Raw genomic sequence first — 17,033 nt, forward strand, 5'->3', positions numbered from 1 at the left:
ATAATCCCCACCAGCTTACCTTTTTCATCAACAACTGAGGTTGAACCCATCTTACTTTCAGTCATTGTAAATAAAGCTTCTTTAACCGGTGTATTAACTTTAACAACTGGATTTTCATTTCTTATCTCTAATACATCTTTAACTTTAGTCAATAACTTTCTTCCCAGACTTCCACCTGGATGAAATAAAGCAAAATCTTCAGGTGTAAAACCTTTAAGATTGGATAAAGCAATTGCCAGTGCATCCCCCAGGGCCAGAGTAGCTGTAGTACTGGCAGTTGGGGCCAATCCATGGGGACAGGCCTCTTCTTCAATATCAGTATTAAGACAGACATCACTATATTCAGCTAAAGTAGAATTTTTATCACCTGTTAGTGAAATCATTTTAGAACCAATTCTTCTTATTGCAGGTAAAAGTCCGACAACTTCTTCAGTTTCTCCACTATGGGAGATAGCAATTACTACATCATCGAAAGTTACCATTCCGATATCACCATGCATTGCCTCTCCAGCATGGACAAAAAAGGCAGGTGTGCCAGTACTGGAAAAAGTAGCAGCCAATTTTTGGGCTATAAGACCGGATTTTCCCATACCTGTAAAGACAATTCTTCCTTCACTGCCCAATATTAATTTAACTGCTTTTTTAAACTTTTCATCTATAGATTTTTTTAGACCTAAAACAGCTTCAGCCTCTATTTTAAGAACTTCTTCTGCATCTTCTAAACTATCTTTTAATAACTCATCTGTTAGTTCGAAGTCTTTATTCAAGATTATTCACTCCTCCCCTTAACTACTTCATCAATAGCTAAGGCCTGTTTTAAAATATCTTCTAATTTATCTAAAGGAATCATAGTAGATGAATCACTTTTAGCGACTTCAGGATTATCATGAACTTCCATAAACAGAGCATCTATACCAGCACCACAGGCTGCTCTAGTAAGATGAGGTACATATTCTCTTTCTCCACCTGATTTATTGCCCTGTCCGCCAGGTAATTGAACACTGTGAGTTGCATCAAAGACAACTGGATAACCTGTTTCTTTCATTCTAGGTATTGACCTCATATCTACTACCAAATTATTATAACCAAAACTTGCTCCTCTTTCAGTTAAAATAATTCTCTCATTTCCAGTGCTCTCTATTTTTTTCACTACCTGATCAATATCCCAGGGAGCTAAAAATTGGCCTTTTTTCACATTAACTATTTTATCAGTCTCCCCTGCAGCTACTACCAGATCAGTCTGTCTTGATAAAAAAGCAGGTACCTGGACTATATCAAGAACTTCACCGGCTATCTCAGCCTGTTCTACTGTATGCACATCAGATAAAAGTGGTAGATCAAAGCGTTCTTTTACCTCACTTAATAATTCTAAACCATCTTCAAGTCCTGGGCCACGATAGGACTCTATTGAAGATCGATTGGCTTTATCATAAGATGCTTTAAATACATAGGGAATACCTAATTTATCAGTTATTTTTTTAATTCCTTCTGCAATTCTTAAAACTCTATCTCTTCCTTCTAAGGCACAGGGACCGGAAAGTAGTACAAACGGAGTTTCTTTATCTCCAAAAGTTATTTCATCATTTAATTTAAATTCTTTTACCACTTTATCACCTCTTAATAATTTTCATTCCCATCTATAATCAATATCTTCACTCTGAATTAATTCTTTTACATAATTCAAATCTTCAGGTGTATCTACCCCAACTGTATCAAATACTGTTTCTACAACCCTAATTTTATAACCATTTTCTAATACTCTGAGCTGTTCTAAGGATTCTATTTTTTCTAATTCACTTTCAGTCATTTTACTATATTCTAAAAGAAAATCCTTTCTAAAAGCATAAACACCAATATGTTTATAATAATCAACATGACCACTATGATCTTTTCTTTGATAGGGAATCGTAGCTCTTGAAAAATATAAAGCAAAATTATTATCATCAGTAACTACTTTAACTACATTAGGATTATTAATTTCATTTAAATCATCAATTTTCTTTCTTAAGGTTGTCATTAACAAATCTTTATTATTAGTAAAAGGTTTTACCACTTGATCAATCATTACAGGTTTAATAAGTGGTTCATCTCCCTGAACATTAACAATAATATCTGAATCTAAATCCTTAGCGACTTCAGCTATCCTATCAGTTCCAGATTTATGATTAGTGGAAGTCATTTCTACCTTGCCACCAAAATTTTTAACTGCTTCTGCAATTCTCCGGTCATCAGTAGCAACTATAACCTGGTCTATAAGATCAGCTTTTTCAACTCTTTTATATACATGTTCAATCATTGGTTGATTATTAATCTCAACAAGTGGTTTTCCTGGAAACCTACTTGATTCATAACGGGCAGGAATAATAGCAGTAATTTTCAAAATTGTTCACCCCACTTTTTATTTCATATTATAAAAATTTTAAAACCTGATCTGAAAAATCAATTTCTTTATTAAATTTAAGCTCAATTCCAAGACTATAAAGGTCTGCATCCATTTTTCTAAAATTTTTAAGAATATTTTCATCAAATTTTACTGCATCTTTTTCTGTAGTTATTATAAAATCTACTTCATTTAATTGGGCCTTCATTACTATATCCATTACATCCTCTTCACCATAATCATAATGATCAGGATAAATAGCAGTTTCAGCAACATCAATATTTAACTCTTCTAAACTTTTCACAAATGATTCTGGGTTTCCTATTCCACTTAAAGCAAGTGCTTTTTTTTCTTTTAATCCTTTAAGATTTTCAATATTTTTTTCATTATTTGTAGATAAACTCTTAAGATTAATCGGACAGTGGTTTGAAGTAAAAATATCAACTTCTGAGTTGTGATATTGTATAGTATTTTTGATCATATTCAGCTTGCTCTTAACTACCTGATCAGCCCTACTAAGAATAATGATATCAGATCTTTTAAGAGAAGAAAGAGGTTCTCTCAGCTCTCCTCTTGGCAATAAATGATCATAACCAAAGGGGTTTAAAGCATCAACAACTACTATATCTAAATCTCTTTCTAATTGTAAGTGTTGGAAACTATCATCCATTATTAACATATCCAGATCAAATTCAGAAATTGCTAATTCACCGGCTTTATATCGATCTTTTCCCTTAACAATTGGTACTCCTGATAAATGAGAAGCCATCATATATAATTCATCTCCGGCTTTTTCCATCTCAGTTAAAATTTCCTTACCATCTGAAATTATAAGAGGAGAATCACCTTTAGAAGAATATCCCCGACTTAAAATCCCTACATTTTTATCTTTTGCAGAAAGTTCTGATGCTAATTTTTCCACTACCGGTGTTTTGCCTGTACCACCTGTAGTTATATTCCCAACACTGATAGTTTTAATATCAAGTTTTTTAGATTTGAATATTCCTGTTTTATAGAAAATTTTTCTAAATTTTATAATAACATGATAAACTAACTCCAAAATTCTTAAAATAAATTTTACTATTTTATCTAATAATCTATTTTTTTCACCTTTAATTACTTTTAATAAGTAATTTTCCAGCTGTTTTCTCATTATTTGACCTTTCCTTTCCAGGCAGCCAGTTCTTCTTCTGCAGACTGTTGAACTGAATTAATTCTTTCTTCTAACAGCTGACATCTTTTTTCTATTGATTTTTCCTTTTTAAAATTAACTGGTTCACCAATTTTTAATACTGTTTTAGTAAAAGGAAGAGGAATATTGAATTTATCCCAACTATTTACTTCTATTTTTTTATCAATTGCAATACCTAAAGGAATAATTGTACCTTCTGACTTTTCCTGAAGATAAATTATTCCAGGTTTTACCTTATAAATTGGTCCTGTTGGACCATCAGGAGTAAGAACTGTCGTATTCCCTTTCAGTAATTTTTTATAGAGTTTTAAGACTGATTTACTGCCACCTCTTGTACTTGAACCTCGTATTACCTGCCAGCCAAAATATCGTAAAATTCTAGTCATATATTCTCCATCCTGACTTAAACTGGATAAAGCAAAATATTGTCGATTCCGATAATAATAAACCGGTATCCACATATAACCATGCCAGAAAGCATATAAAAGAGGTTCATTTTCATCAATATTATTAGTGTTTTTTTCACCTATAACTCTTAAGTTAATAGTTTTATTTGTTAACACTATCAGTCCATAAATAAATTTAGGGATAAACCAATTTTTAAATTTAGTAAAAGCATCATTAAAAGAACTCAAAATTACACCTCATTTAATAATTAAAATGTCCATTATATAGTTCAGAATAAAGGCCACCTTTATCAATAAGACTTTCATGGTCACCCTTATCTTTTATTACTCCATTTTCCAGAACAATTATTTTATCAGCATTTTTGATTGTACTTAATCGATGAGCTATGACAAAAGTTGTTCTATTTTTCATTAATTTTTCTAAAGCTTCCTGGACAAGAGATTCTGATTCTGCATCAAGGGCTGAAGTAGCTTCATCCAAAATTAAAATTCTGGGATTCTTCAAAATAGCTCTGGCAATTGCTATTCTCTGCTTTTGACCACCTGATAAACCTACTCCTCTTTCACCGACAGTAGTCTGGTAGCCATCCTGAAATTCAACTATAAAGTTATGTGCATTAGCTGCTTTAGCAGCTTCTTTTATTGCATCCATATCAGCCTCTAAATCTCCATAAGCTATATTATCAGCTAAAGTTCCACTAAATAAAATAGTTTCCTGTGGAACTATCCCTATAAAATCACGTAGATTATCAACATCAATTTCTTTAAGGTCATGACCATCAAGAGTTAATTTACCTCTATCTGGATCATAAAATCGGGGAATAAGATCAACCATTGTCGTCTTACCGGCTCCACTGGGACCAACCAGAGCCACAATTTCTCCTGGGTTAGCCTTAAGATTAATATCTTTTAATACTTTTTCATCATGATTATAAGAAAAATTAACACTATCATATACTATTTTACCATTTACTTCATTTAATTTTATAATATCTTCAGATTCATCATCAATATGTTTATCTATATCAATAATCTCAAAAATCCTTTCAGCAGAAGCTAATGCTTTCTGCACCGTTGCTGTAATATTTGTAAGTGATTTTAAGGGTGAACTTATAGTCAGCAACATTGTAAAAAATGCTATTAATTCAGATGGTTTCATATTTCCCTGTAAAACTTGATAACCACCATACCAGAGTATAGCTGTAAAAGCAATTGAAGCCATAAATTCTATACTGGGAGTAAGAATTGCCCCATACTGTGCATTTTTCTTTTTAGCTCTGAAGTTAGCTTCATTTTGTTCACTAAATCTTTCGTATTCATATTCTTCTCTACCAAATGATTTTACAACTCTTATTGCCGAAAGCGTTTCCTGTAATACATCAGATACATTGGCAATTTTCATCTGTACATCTCTACTAACTTTTCTGATTTTTGTATTAAATATTTTTAATATATAGGTCATAGCCGGTAACATTATTACTAAAAATAATGTTAATTGGGCATTAAGATAAAAAAGATACCCTATACCACCTAAAAAAGTGAGACTTTTATATACCAAACTAATACTACTATCAACTATAGCACTCTGTAATTTATTTACATCATTTGTAACTCTAGAGATTATTTCTCCTGTTTTATGTGTGCTGTAAAAGCTTAGTGATAAACTCTGTAGTTTTGCATAAAGTTCATTTCTAATATCCCTTACTGCCTTATATGATACATAAGAAATAAGGTATTTTTGACCAAAATATACAACCCCTTTAAGTAAATATACTCCTATCATCATAGCTGCAATCCAGGAAAGTCTAATAATACCTTCTCTTCCTCCAGCCATATTTGAAATAACAGTTTCAATTAAGTTCTGAAAAACTCTTACAAAATATACTGTCAAAAATGAATGAACTAACATGGAAAAAATCCCGGCTGCAAGTCTTTTTTTGTATGGAAATAAATATCGCATGACTCTTTTAGCTAATGCCAAATAGATCAACTCCTGTTTCTGTAATCATCTTAATATTCTATTCCTTCTCTAGCAGGTATGTTTTTAGTAAATGGATGTTTTATCATTTTCATTTCTGTTACATAATCAGCCATATCAATTAAATCCTGGGGAGCATTCCTACCTGTTAAAAGAAGTTCTTTGTCTTTTCCTTTATTTTCAAGAAGTTCTTTAACATCTTCAATCTCTACCATACCATTACTAATTGCTCCCATAATTTCATCAAATATAATTATCTCATAATCACTATTTTCCAAAAGATCATTAATTTTATTCCAGATTTCCTTTATTTCTTCTTTTTGTTCTTTCTTTTCTTCTTCATTCATCTGAATAAAGAATTTTTTGCTTTTATTTGCTCTTTCAAAAGTTATATTATCAAACTTTTCTGCACTTAATCTTTCGCCTGTTTTTCTTCCTTTAAGAAACTGTAAAATATATATTTTTTTATCATAGGCAGACGCACGAAAAGCAAGACCCATAGCTGCAGTAGTTTTGCCTTTTCCATCTCCTGTATATATATGAATTTGACCATTCTTCATTTTTATTCCTCCAATTTAGATAATTAGTTAATCTAAGTGACAGGTACTATTCAATAATTTAAGTACCGGTCTATTATCATACATTTTCAAATGACTAACAGAAGTATTATGAACTGATAACATTCGATTACCTTTAAGATCCATCCCGAGAATATGGGCAAGATAAACTCTAATTGTTCCTCCATGAGCAATTATTGCTACTCTTTCTCCAGTGTGTAGATCCTTAATTTTATTTACAATTGAAATAACTCTTTTTTGAAAATCTGAAAAATTCTCACCATTTGGAGGACTAATAGAAATTGGGTCTTTTCTCCATTCATTATATGTTTCTGGATCCTCTTCCTGAATTTCTGTAAAATTCATTCCTTCCCAATCTCCAAAAGAAATTTCTCTTAAATTTTCTTCTTTTATAAGTTTTTTATTATGGGGCTCAGCCACAATTGATGCAGTATTATAAGCTCTCTTAAGATCACTTGTATAAATTCTATCTATATCCTTATCAGTCAATCTTTCTTTTAAAAGTCTGGCCTGTTTATAACCAGTATCATTTAAATCTATATCAGTCTGTCCCTGATAAATTAATTTCTTATTCCATTCAGTTTCACCATGTCTAATAAAAAATAAATCAGTTTCCATTAATCTTTACCTCCTGCATAATTTATCTTAACCTATACCTAATTAAGTATATCAAAGAACTGACTAAATTAAAAGTATGGTGATGTCACCCACCCTCTCAAATTTTAGCAAATCTTCCCTCAGAGAGTCTAAAGTTCCATCACCATACTTTTAATTTTTACCTGAAACGCCCAAGGTAAATGAATAAGAAACTGAGCTTTTAATATCTCTGAAATAATTGTTGCTTAATATTGAGAGATTATTAGCGAAGTTCTTATTCATTTACCTTTATCTTTCGATGCCATCGCGAGCCTGCACACCTTTTTCATAGTAATGCTTGATTTCCTGCATATTAGTAACTAAATCAGCTTTATTCATCAATTTTTCCTTGGCCTTTCTTCCGGTTACAATAACTTCTATACCTTCATTTCTACTATCGATTACATTAATTAACTCATCAACACTAAATAAATCAAAATAAACTGCAATATTAGCTTCATCAAGTATAACTACGTCATATTTATCTGAAGTTAAAATTTCTCTGATTTCCTTCAGACCTTCCTGAGCAGCTTTTATATCCTTTTGCTCAGGCTCTTTTTCAATAAAACAGTTTAATCCATATTGTTCTACATCTATATTATCAATGTTTTTCAATATCTTAATTTCATTGTACTCCATACTTTTTACAAACTGACCTATAAACACTTTAAGACCTGCTCCAGCAGCTCTCACAGCCAACCCTATCGCGGCAGTGGTTTTTCCTTTGCCATCTCCAGTATAAACCTGTAACATACCTTTTTCCATCTCTACCAGCCCCCTTTTTCTCAATTATATTATAACTGAAATTTTTTGATAATCAAAATTATTTTAGTGATTTTTTTAGAACCTGTAGTAATCTGATGTTTTCTTCTCTACTTTTTACTGCAACTCGAAAATAGCTATTGTCAAGCCCTCGAAAATTACTGCAATCTCTAATGATAATTCCCTGCCTGGCCATTTTGTTTCTCAACTTTTCAGCTGTTAGCTCTTTTTTTATTTTTATTAAGATAAAGTTAACTGAAGGTTCATATACTTTTAAATCAGAAATATCTTTCAAACTCTTAAATAAAAAATTTCTTTCTGTTCTATTTTCAACTTTGCTTTTTTTAATATAATCTTTATCATTAATAGCTTCAATCCCTGCTACTTGAGCTAAAGAATTAACTGTCCAGGGATCTCGTCTTTTTTCTAATTCAGTTATTAATTTTGAAGAACCTATTCCATATCCCAATCTCAAGCCTGGAATAGCAAAAAATTTAGTTAAAGACCTTAAAATAAAAAGATTATTAAAATTTTCTACTTCCTTAATTAAACTATATTCATTTTCATCTTCTAAAAAATCTATAAAAGCTTCATCAACTATAACATAAGTATTTTCTTTTTGAGCCAGCTTTGTAATTTTTCTCAATTTATTTTTTTTATATAATTTGCCAGTAGGATTATGAGGATTATTTAAAATTATTAAGTCATTTCTTTTTAAGTATTTTTTTAATTCACTAACATTTAAAGAAAAATTATCTTCTTTGTTTAAATAAAAAAATTCCAGCTCAGCTTCTATTTTTAAAGCTGCTTTTTCATATTCAGAAAAAGAAGGAACCGGAAGTAATATCTTATTTATTTTCAAATAATCCACTAATAAATATATGAGCTCTGCAGCACCATTACCTGCAATTATTTTTTCTTTTGCTAAATTTAATTTTCCTGATAATTCTTTTTTAAAATTCTCTGCCTGTGGTTGGGGGTAATGAATTAAGTTTTCTATTTCTTTTTTCAGAGTTTTTTTTACTACCTCTGGCATACCTAAAAAATTTATATTTGCACTAAAATCAATTATTTCATCTTTTGAAAAAGAAAATTTATCTTGAATTTCTGTTATATTTCCCCCATGTTCAAAATCATCTTTTTTCTTCAATTCTAATACCTCCTCCCACAACTTTTGTTCTATACAGAAAATTTATTTCTTTAAAATTATTTTCTACTTTTGTTATTAACTCCGAATATTCCTTTTTTTCATTAACTAAAATTCCAAAAACTGTTCCACTATGTGCTATATTTATACCATAAACACCAGAGAATTTTTCTGAAAAAGAAATAAGGTTCTTTAGATAGGGACGATAGTATATATTTTGATGAAGTTTAGCACTAATAATTGCTGCCTTACCCAATTTTTTTGGATCTTTAGCAATAACACCATCTTTTATTAATTTCAAACTTTGTTTTAACTTACTTACCTGAGTATTATTAATTTTTTCAGAATCTAAATTTTTATTAAATTCAACAGTATTAATTTTACCTTTTTCTGAAAAAATAAGAATATCTAATGATGGTGGGAAACCATAAGGTTGAAGAATTTTCCCTTTTCTATAATCAAAAAGAGCTACACCAGGCCAGGGAGTACTATCAGTTGGCTCAATAGAAATTAATATATCTTTTAATAATTTCCAGTTTATTTTATTTTCTAAAAGAAGCATTACTGAAGTAAGAGCAGCTGTAATGTCAGCAGTACTGCTTCCCATTCCTTTAGACCTTAATAGCTCACTTTGAAAATTAAGTTCCAAACCAATTTCATTTTGATTAATTTGTTCTAAAAATTTTTTCACTGCTAAAAGTGATTTAGGAAGGTTTTTATTTGATTTAATTCCAGTAAATTTTTTTTTAAGATAAGCAGTAACTCTACTATATCTATCAATAGGACAGCTAATTAATAAATTATCATCTCCAATTTTACCCTGAAAAAGCTCACCACAACTACCTGGTACGGCAATTTTCACCTTTTTGTTTTGGATTTCCTTTGTTTTTGGCATTTATTTAGAATACTCCTTTTAATAATAAAGCAGATAATAAAACTACAACTTCTATTATTTCATTTATAGCCCCATAAATATCACCAGTTAATCCCCCAATTTTATTTATTACATATTTTGCAAAAAGATAGGTTGTTAATAAGCTTATGAAAAATATAAGCAGAGAAAAATAATAAGGAAAGGAAAACAAATAATGCAAGGATAAGATCAAAATAATTAAATAAATACTTCCTTCTAATAATTGTTTCCAGGAAAGCTTGTAATTAAAACCTTTACCCAGACTACTGGAAACAGCCAGCGGATACTTCCAGGCGGCAAAAACTATCATCCAGCGCGAAAAAACTGTCATCAAAAGTAGGGCAGGCTTTCTAAATCCACCACTAAACTCTAAAAATAAATTGAATTTCAATAAGAATAATAAAATAACTGCTATTGCTCCAAATGAACCTATTAGACTATCATGCATTATTTCTAAAATTTTATCTTTTTTACGGGAGCTAAATAAACCATCAATGGAATCTATAAAACCATCAAGATGGAGACCACCTGTTAGATAAACTAATAAAATAAGTAATAAAATATTTGTTATTTTTATTGGCAAAAAAATACTACTCAATTCTGAAAATAATAAAAGGATGACTCCTATTATTAGACCAATTAAGGGGTAAAGACCCATTGAACTTGAAGGAAGATCTTCATTATATTCTGTTTTGATAGGAAAAGGTAGCCGAGTCAAAAAAGTTAGGGCAAAAGAAAATCTTTTTATAAAATTCATTTCTATCTCCTCACTTTATATAAATTATATCATATTTAAAATGATCATAATGATTATGAAAAAAGCAGTGCTGTAATACATTAATTTAATCATTTTCTTAATTTCCTTTATATCTTCAGGAGGTAAATCATCACCTAAATAAGCCCTAAATTCCTTCTGGCCCTGATAATAGTTTATGCCCCCTAATCTAATAGATAAAGCTCCAGCTGCTGCCGCTTCTGGATAACCGGCATTAGGACTGGGATGTTTTTGGGCATCTCTTTTTATAATCTTCCAGGCTTTTTTACTGTCATAGTTTGGTAATAAAGCTAAAAACCAAAAAATATAAGCTGTAATTCTGGCTGGTATATAATTAACTAAGTCATCTAATTTTGCTGAAGGTCTACCAAAATAAAGATATTTATTATTTTTATGACCTAACATAGAATCCATAGTATTAACCGCCTTATAGGTCATTGCCATAGGTACTCCTCCCAGAAAAAAGAAAAATAAAGGAGCAATAATTCCATCTGAAGTATTTTCAGCAATTGTTTCCACTGTGGCCCGAATGATATCTGATTTTGAAATATTCTCAGTATCACGACCAACTATCATTGCTGTTTTCTGACGTGCTAGCTCTAAATCACCGGATATTAAAGCCTGATAAATACCATTTCCTGCTTCAGCAAGTCCTTTGATGGCTATAGTTGTGGAAAATAAATAAACAGTAATTATAATCCCCAAAAATTGATTTAGATCATAGACCATCTTTAAAATAAAAAAAGTGGAAAAATAACTCACCAAAACTATAATTGTTGTTAAAATACTTCCTCTTAAAATTTCATTCATTTTAGTCTTAGAATTATTATTTAATCTTTCCTCCAAAAAAGAAATCATTTTACCTATAATGACTACTGGATGTGGTATAAAATCCGGATCACCTATAACTAAATCTAAAATTATTCCTCCAGCTAAAATATAAAACATCATTCACCTTCTTTCAGTTCATTAAACTTAAGAAAAAATTATATCATCTATCTTTTCTATATCTACATTGTTTTTAAAAATCTCTGCTAATTTTCGAAGATCACTTTCTAAATCTCCATTTTCATAATTGCTTTGAGAAAAATCTAATTTTTCAGTTTCAGACTCTGTTAGAGAGATTGTATCTTCTTCCGGTAAATTTATATCATCTATATAAGGTAAAACTCCTAAAACAGGTTTCCCGGTTCTTTCTTCTATATAATCTATTCCTGATTTTAAAATTGATTTATCACCATGAAATTTGTTGATTATAAAACCTTTTACAAGTTCTTTTTCTTCAGGTTCTAAAAGCTCCATAGTTCCAATTATAGATGCAAAAACTCCTCCCCTTTCAATATCTGCCACTAAGATAACAGGAGTATTATTTAAAAGAGCAGTTTTCATATTTGCCAGATCTCTATCTTTTACATTTATTTCTACAGGACTGCCTGAACCTTCAAGAACCAAAAGGTCATATTCTCTTTTTAAAATATTTAAAGAATCTTCTATGGTTTTCATTCCCAACTCTAAATAACTATCTTTTTTGATATTATCTTCTTTAAGATAAGGTTCTCCTTTTACTAAAAGTTCTGTTTTATTATCTTCAGCTGGTTTTACTAAAAGAGGCTGCATTTTAACATCGGGTATAGTTCCCGCAGCTCTGGCCTGAACTGCCTGAGCAATTCCAATCTCTCCTCCTCTGTCAGTTTGATAAGAATTACTTCCCATATTCCAGCCTTTAAAAGGAGAAACTCTTAACGCTTTTTCAGCATAGATTTTACACAAACCTGTAACTACTGTACTCTTACCTGAATTAGATCTACATCCCTGAACCATAATCATATCCATCTTTATTACTCCTTATTTTTATCATTAATTTTACTACTTAATTCTTTTAATTCAACTGGAAGACCGGCAATAGTAATATATACCTCATCTGCCTTTTTAGCTAAATATTGATTTGCTCTACCAGCTATATCTCGAAACTCCCTACCTAATTTAGAAGAAGGAACTACTCCCATTCCTATTTCATTAGAAACTAGAATAACTTTTTTATTATTAGCCGCTTTTACTAATTTTTTAATTTTATTCATAATTATATCTTCTTTTTCATCATAATTAATTTTTTCATCTTTATTTGAATTCAAAAACAAAAGATTTGTTAGAAAAATTGTTATACAATCAATTAAGACTACTTCTCCAGCAGAAATGGAACTAAGAACCTCTCCTAATGCGAGAGGTTCCTCTATAGTTTTCCATTCCTTGTTCCTTTTATTTTGGTGATGCTCAATTCTTTTTTTCATTTCTTCATCATTAGCTTCAGCAGTAGCAAGATATATCACTTCATCTCCACCAATTTTTTGTGCTAATTTTTCAGCAAAACTGCTTTTACCACTTCTGGCACCACCTAAAACTAAAGTTAACATAATTAAATTCCTTCAACTTCATCTTTTAAGTCAGGCCAAATAGATTTTACCAAATCTTTTAATCCTAAAATAATACGAGGTGAAGGTCTGGTTACAAGATTTTGTTCTATAAAATAAATTCTATCATTTTTTACAGCATTAAGTGCACTGTAATTAGGTCTTTCTTTTAAACCTTCTTTTGTAAAAGTATGAGCACTACTGTGATGACTGGAAATATAAACTTCAGGATTTTCAACTAACATTGTTTCCATATCAAATTGAGGCCAGCTTCCTTCAGCCAAAGCACCTAAGTTTCTCCCTCCAGCAGTATGAATTAAATCATCAATAAATGTTCCTTCTCCAGCTGTAGTTAAAGGATCATGCCAAATTTCATAAAAAACATCAGGACGTTCATTTTCTTTTAATTTTTCTGCAACTAATTCTTCTATTTCTGTTAATTGACCTCTCATCTTTTTGGTTAATTCTTTGGCCAAATACTTTTCTCCACTAATTTCACCAACTTTATTCATTGTACTAAGTGTTTCTTCAATATTAGTCGGATTAAAGCCAGCTACTTTTATTCCCAGACTTTTTAACTTTTCTACATATTCCATTTTATTAATTGCAGCAGCTAAAACTAAATCTGGTTTTAAGGAAACAATTTTTTCTACATTTGGGTCAGTAACAGAACCAATTTTTTGGTTTTGAGTAGCTTCTTTCGGATAATCAGCATAATTTGTTACTCCTATAACTCTATCTCCTAAACCTAAAGAATAAAGCATTTCAGTCATACTTGGGGCCATAGATATTATTTTTTCTGGTTTTTCAGTTAATTCAACTTTTTCTCCTAGGTCATCTTCGATTGTTACTGGAAAATCTGCTGCCTTAAGTGCCTGACTGGAAAAAACTACCATAACTCCTATTAACAGTATTGCAATAATCGAAATTTTATTTTTCATTATATTTTTCATTTTATTACCTCCATTTTGTTTTAAATAAATTTAGCAATTTGATGAACCGGTTTATAAGAAAAATCTTTTCTTAAATTTAATAAATTCTCTTTTGCTAAAGAGACTAAAATGACAGTTGCCGGGCCAGCTGATTTCTCTAAATCCAGTTTTAAGCCCTGATCATAATTCAGCTCTAAATCTGACATTTCTGCCATTAATTCAGCTTCATATTTAATACCTTTAGAACCTACAACAATCATTTCTTTAATATAGTTTTTTTTACTTAATTTTTTTAAGTCAAAAATATCTGCTCTCATATCAGGACGGTCAAGTACTTCCTCCCCGACTAATGGCAAGCCAATAGCTGTCAAAACATCTCCTCTATCTGTATTACTAATTTTTAGATGTTCATTTTCTATAATGCCTACAACAGTTATTCCCACTCCAGTTTGCTGAGTATTAATATTATCTTCAGTACTTCCATTTAAAATACTTTTATCAAGCTGGCTTTCTTTTAGAGCTTCTTCAATACCTTTAATAATATCTTTACCAGTGGGATTATACTCTACACTCAAAGTATCTATAACACTAATTGGTTTAGCTCCTACTGCCAGAACCTCCATTAAAGCAACACGAGTGGTATACAGACCAACTTTTTTTCCATCTACTTTGACTTTATCTCCATTTTTAGGACCAATCCCACCACTGACATCACAGGCAATTACTAAAGATCGACCACCTCCAATACTTACAATTGAAATATCACGTTTAGTTTCCATTACCTATCCCATCCAATCTAGATTTCAATAATTTAAACAAAATAACTGCTACAAAGATATTTACTAATGAACCAAATATAAGTGGTAAGAGCATAGCAGCAAAAAATCCAGTTCCTAATAGAGGAATAAGAAATAATGGTAGAATAATCCCATTAATTAAAACAGTAATTATCGCTGCAATTATTATATTTAATTTTGTTTTCAGCCAATAAAAAGCAATTCCACAAGCCCCCATTAAAAAAGCTATTAAGATGTGAATAGCACCTAAAGGAAAACCTGATTTTAAAGCTGAAAAAAGATGACCAATTAATAAAACTATAGCTCCTTCAAATCCTCCAAAAACCAGTACTGCAAAATAGCCTGGAGCTGAATCTAAGGCAACAGTGCCTGTAGGACTGGGAAGTGGAAAATAAGCTGCAATTGCACTTAAAGCAATAAGTAAAGATAACCTTGTCAGTAATTTAATATTATTTTTTTTCATTTGCCCCTCCTTTTGCTACTAAATTTTTTAGAAAATAAAAAAAACCTGGCCTGCATAAAAATCAGCAGAGCCAGGGAGATATTCCATAATTGGAAAAAAGTTACTTCTCTCACCTGACATCCTTGTGACCGAAGCATGCAGGTAAATTCCAAAAAGGCAGGTCTCCTGACTTCCAGTTTTAACATTCTTCTTTACCTTCCCCGTAAAAACGAGTGGTATTATAAGAAGGACTTACTGGTTACAGTGGCGGGCCCGTTCAGGTTTTTCACCTGATTCCCTATTCTCCCCGGACCGTGGTCCGAGGCACCTTTTTGTACTTAATATTTAATTTTCGAATCAAATTTTAAAATTATCTTAAAGTATAATAATATCTTTCTATACCATAATAAACGATTACTATTAAAAAATCAAATTTTTTATAAAATATTTTTTTCATTAAGTTTTTTATCTAAATATCCTACAAATTCTTCTGCCTTTTCTTCTGGAGCTTCTGTAAACATACTAACAACTAAAAATACCAATACAGTTACTATTAAAGTCCAGACTCCTGGCCAGTGTCCTAAAGGCTTTAATCCACTGAATTGTAGGTAAATAGCAGTGACCGAACCTAAAATAATACTGGACAATGCCCCGGCGGCTGTAGCTTTTTTCCAGAAAAAAGCTCCAAAAATTGAAGGGACAACTACTAATAACCCTACAGATGATGATACAGATAAAGTTGCAATTAAATCAAGTTTCTGACTGGCAAATAAAAGGCCAATAAATGCAATTATAATTATAACTATTTTACCAATTCTTAACTGTTTTATATTTTCTTCATCTCCCAGATTAGCAAACAAATCTCTTACTACAAGAGATGATAGAGTTAACATAATAGAATCTATAGTTGAGATTGCAGCTGCTGTTATACCAATCATTGCTACAAGACCTAAAACTAGAGGTACATATTCAGAACCAAGTAAAGCAGGAGTAGCCATATCTGCCTGTTCCAGACCAGGGATAAGTAACTTTGTGGAAAATCCCCATAAAACAGAAACTACAGTGTAAATAAATCCAAAAGCCAAAAATCCTTTAATCATTGTTTTCATTGCTTTTAAAGAACGGGGAATAAAAAGACGTTGACTTACCTGAGGATTGGAAATAGAAAAGAAAAACCAGGGTAAAGTCAATCCAAGAAAAGCTTTAAAATTAAAAAAACCTGGTCCAGGAACTGTTAAAAAATCTGGATATTCAGTTTTTATACTTCCAAAAAAGCTTACAAAACCACCTAAATGTTTATAAATAATAAAAAATAAAATTATAATACTGACTACGATCATAATTAATGACTGCAGAGAATCTGTCCAGGTTACAGATCGCATACCGGCAATTAAAGCCCAGGCTATCGCCAATAAAGCAGCAATTATAACTCCGGCCATAAAGGGGATACTTCCCCCTGATAAACCTGTCATTAAATAACCTACACCCATTAGCTGTACTGCTAAATAAGGAATTAGAAAAACACAGGCAGTAACTGCAGCAATCACTGCTATCCATTGATTATCATATCTATCTCCTAACATTTCATAAGGTGAAACATAATTGAATTTTTTCCCTACAAGCCAAAAACGCGGACCAAAAAAGGCAACAAGTGATAGACCGGAAAGATAAATCAACTCAAAACCT

The 17,033-nt window shown here is 31.0% G+C and carries 19 protein-coding genes and 1 riboswitch; all 19 genes read right to left on the reverse strand.

All coding sequences use genetic code 11. The annotated features are described in order from the left end of the window. On the reverse strand, positions 1 to 767 hold a 767-nt coding region (locus tag VJ881_01955; protein ID HKL74804.1), incomplete at its 3' end, for a KpsF/GutQ family sugar-phosphate isomerase. Between the two features lie 2 nt (positions 768 to 769). Next, positions 770 to 1,606: a 3-deoxy-8-phosphooctulonate synthase gene (kdsA, locus tag VJ881_01960; GenBank protein HKL74805.1), complete on the reverse strand. Its 837-nt coding sequence runs from the start codon at positions 1,604 to 1,606 to the stop codon at positions 770 to 772. Between the two features lie 21 nt (positions 1,607 to 1,627). After that, the gene (gene kdsB, locus VJ881_01965) at positions 1,628 to 2,380 is read right to left on the reverse strand and encodes a 3-deoxy-manno-octulosonate cytidylyltransferase (GenBank protein HKL74806.1); all 753 of its coding nucleotides are present in this window, start codon (positions 2,378 to 2,380) and stop codon (positions 1,628 to 1,630) included. Between the two features lie 28 nt (positions 2,381 to 2,408). Next, positions 2,409 to 3,533, reverse strand: coding sequence for a tetraacyldisaccharide 4'-kinase (lpxK, locus tag VJ881_01970; protein HKL74807.1), 1,125 nt, complete (start codon positions 3,531 to 3,533; stop codon positions 2,409 to 2,411). Beyond that, positions 3,533 to 4,207, reverse strand: a complete 675-nt coding sequence (locus VJ881_01975) for a lysophospholipid acyltransferase family protein (GenBank protein HKL74808.1) — start codon at positions 4,205 to 4,207, stop codon at positions 3,533 to 3,535. Before VJ881_01975 ends, lpxK begins: the two co-directional genes overlap by 1 nt. 13 nt (positions 4,208 to 4,220) lie before the next feature. Continuing rightward, positions 4,221 to 5,960, reverse strand: coding sequence for an ABC transporter ATP-binding protein (locus VJ881_01980; GenBank protein ID HKL74809.1), 1,740 nt, complete (start codon positions 5,958 to 5,960; stop codon positions 4,221 to 4,223). 29 nt (positions 5,961 to 5,989) lie between these two features. After that, positions 5,990 to 6,517: a cob(I)yrinic acid a,c-diamide adenosyltransferase gene (locus VJ881_01985; protein ID HKL74810.1), complete on the reverse strand. Its 528-nt coding sequence runs from the start codon at positions 6,515 to 6,517 to the stop codon at positions 5,990 to 5,992. A gap of 27 nt (positions 6,518 to 6,544) precedes the next feature. Next, entirely contained in the window at positions 6,545 to 7,153 is a 609-nt protein-coding gene (gene cobC / locus VJ881_01990) for an alpha-ribazole phosphatase (GenBank protein ID HKL74811.1), read from the reverse strand. 267 nt (positions 7,154 to 7,420) lie between these two features. After that, the gene (cobO, locus tag VJ881_01995; protein HKL74812.1) at positions 7,421 to 7,936 is read right to left on the reverse strand and encodes a cob(I)yrinic acid a,c-diamide adenosyltransferase; all 516 of its coding nucleotides are present in this window, start codon (positions 7,934 to 7,936) and stop codon (positions 7,421 to 7,423) included. Between the two features lie 58 nt (positions 7,937 to 7,994). Further along, entirely contained in the window at positions 7,995 to 9,083 is a 1,089-nt protein-coding gene (cobD, locus tag VJ881_02000; GenBank protein ID HKL74813.1) for a threonine-phosphate decarboxylase CobD, read from the reverse strand. After that, a complete protein-coding gene (locus VJ881_02005) occupies positions 9,067 to 9,975 on the reverse strand; it encodes a GHMP kinase (GenBank protein ID HKL74814.1) in 909 nt (302 codons plus the stop codon). The genes cobD and VJ881_02005 overlap by 17 nt, the downstream gene beginning before the upstream one ends. A gap of 4 nt (positions 9,976 to 9,979) precedes the next feature. Then, positions 9,980 to 10,750, reverse strand: a complete 771-nt coding sequence (gene cobS / locus VJ881_02010) for an adenosylcobinamide-GDP ribazoletransferase (protein HKL74815.1) — start codon at positions 10,748 to 10,750, stop codon at positions 9,980 to 9,982. Between the two features lie 24 nt (positions 10,751 to 10,774). Next, positions 10,775 to 11,716 (reverse strand): adenosylcobinamide-phosphate synthase CbiB, encoded by a 942-nt coding sequence (gene cbiB / locus VJ881_02015; GenBank protein HKL74816.1) that lies wholly within the window; start codon positions 11,714 to 11,716, stop codon positions 10,775 to 10,777. A gap of 27 nt (positions 11,717 to 11,743) precedes the next feature. Then, on the reverse strand, positions 11,744 to 12,601 hold the full coding sequence (locus tag VJ881_02020) for a cobyric acid synthase (protein HKL74817.1): 858 nt from the start codon (positions 12,599 to 12,601) through the stop codon (positions 11,744 to 11,746). Positions 12,602 to 12,606: 5 nt separating this feature from the next. Further along, positions 12,607 to 13,179, reverse strand: a complete 573-nt coding sequence (cobU, locus tag VJ881_02025; protein HKL74818.1) for a bifunctional adenosylcobinamide kinase/adenosylcobinamide-phosphate guanylyltransferase — start codon at positions 13,177 to 13,179, stop codon at positions 12,607 to 12,609. 2 nt (positions 13,180 to 13,181) lie between these two features. Further along, the gene (locus VJ881_02030; GenBank protein HKL74819.1) at positions 13,182 to 14,129 is read right to left on the reverse strand and encodes a cobalamin-binding protein; all 948 of its coding nucleotides are present in this window, start codon (positions 14,127 to 14,129) and stop codon (positions 13,182 to 13,184) included. Positions 14,130 to 14,149: 20 nt separating this feature from the next. Then, a complete protein-coding gene (locus VJ881_02035; GenBank protein HKL74820.1) occupies positions 14,150 to 14,887 on the reverse strand; it encodes an AIR synthase related protein in 738 nt (245 codons plus the stop codon). Then, positions 14,877 to 15,368, reverse strand: a complete 492-nt coding sequence (locus VJ881_02040; GenBank protein HKL74821.1) for an ECF transporter S component — start codon at positions 15,366 to 15,368, stop codon at positions 14,877 to 14,879. The genes VJ881_02035 and VJ881_02040 overlap by 11 nt, the downstream gene beginning before the upstream one ends. Positions 15,369 to 15,505: 137 nt before the next feature. Next, a riboswitch (cobalamin riboswitch) is annotated at positions 15,506 to 15,694 on the reverse strand. A 90-nt stretch (positions 15,695 to 15,784) separates the two neighbouring features. After that, a partial coding sequence (locus tag VJ881_02045) for a sodium:solute symporter family protein (GenBank protein ID HKL74822.1) occupies positions 15,785 to 17,033 on the reverse strand: 1,249 nt, incomplete at its 5' end.

The sequence above is a fragment of the Halanaerobiales bacterium genome (assembly GCA_035270125.1).
Taxonomy (GTDB): Bacteria; Bacillota; Halanaerobiia; order Halanaerobiales; family DATFIM01; genus DATFIM01.

Coding starts and splice junctions, on each gene's coding strand:
- VJ881_01985 (HKL74810.1), bottom strand. CDS start 6,517: ATGAAGAATGGTCAAATTCATATATATACAGGAGATGGAAAAGGCAAA.
- VJ881_02005 (HKL74814.1), bottom strand. CDS start 9,975: ATGCCAAAAACAAAGGAAATCCAAAACAAAAAGGTGAAAATTGCCGTA.
- cobU (HKL74818.1), bottom strand. CDS start 13,179: ATGTTAACTTTAGTTTTAGGTGGTGCCAGAAGTGGTAAAAGCAGTTTT.
- cbiB (HKL74816.1), bottom strand. CDS start 11,716: ATGTTTTATATTTTAGCTGGAGGAATAATTTTAGATTTAGTTATAGGT.
- VJ881_02030 (HKL74819.1), bottom strand. CDS start 14,129: ATGAAAAATATAATGAAAAATAAAATTTCGATTATTGCAATACTGTTA.
- VJ881_02020 (HKL74817.1), bottom strand. CDS start 12,601: ATGGATATGATTATGGTTCAGGGATGTAGATCTAATTCAGGTAAGAGT.
- VJ881_02035 (HKL74820.1), bottom strand. CDS start 14,887: ATGGAAACTAAACGTGATATTTCAATTGTAAGTATTGGAGGTGGTCGA.
- cobS (HKL74815.1), bottom strand. CDS start 10,750: ATGAATTTTATAAAAAGATTTTCTTTTGCCCTAACTTTTTTGACTCGG.
- VJ881_02040 (HKL74821.1), bottom strand. CDS start 15,368: ATGAAAAAAAATAATATTAAATTACTGACAAGGTTATCTTTACTTATT.
- lpxK (HKL74807.1), bottom strand. CDS start 3,533: ATGAGAAAACAGCTGGAAAATTACTTATTAAAAGTAATTAAAGGTGAA.
- cobO (HKL74812.1), bottom strand. CDS start 7,936: ATGGAAAAAGGTATGTTACAGGTTTATACTGGAGATGGCAAAGGAAAA.
- cobC (HKL74811.1), bottom strand. CDS start 7,153: ATGGAAACTGATTTATTTTTTATTAGACATGGTGAAACTGAATGGAAT.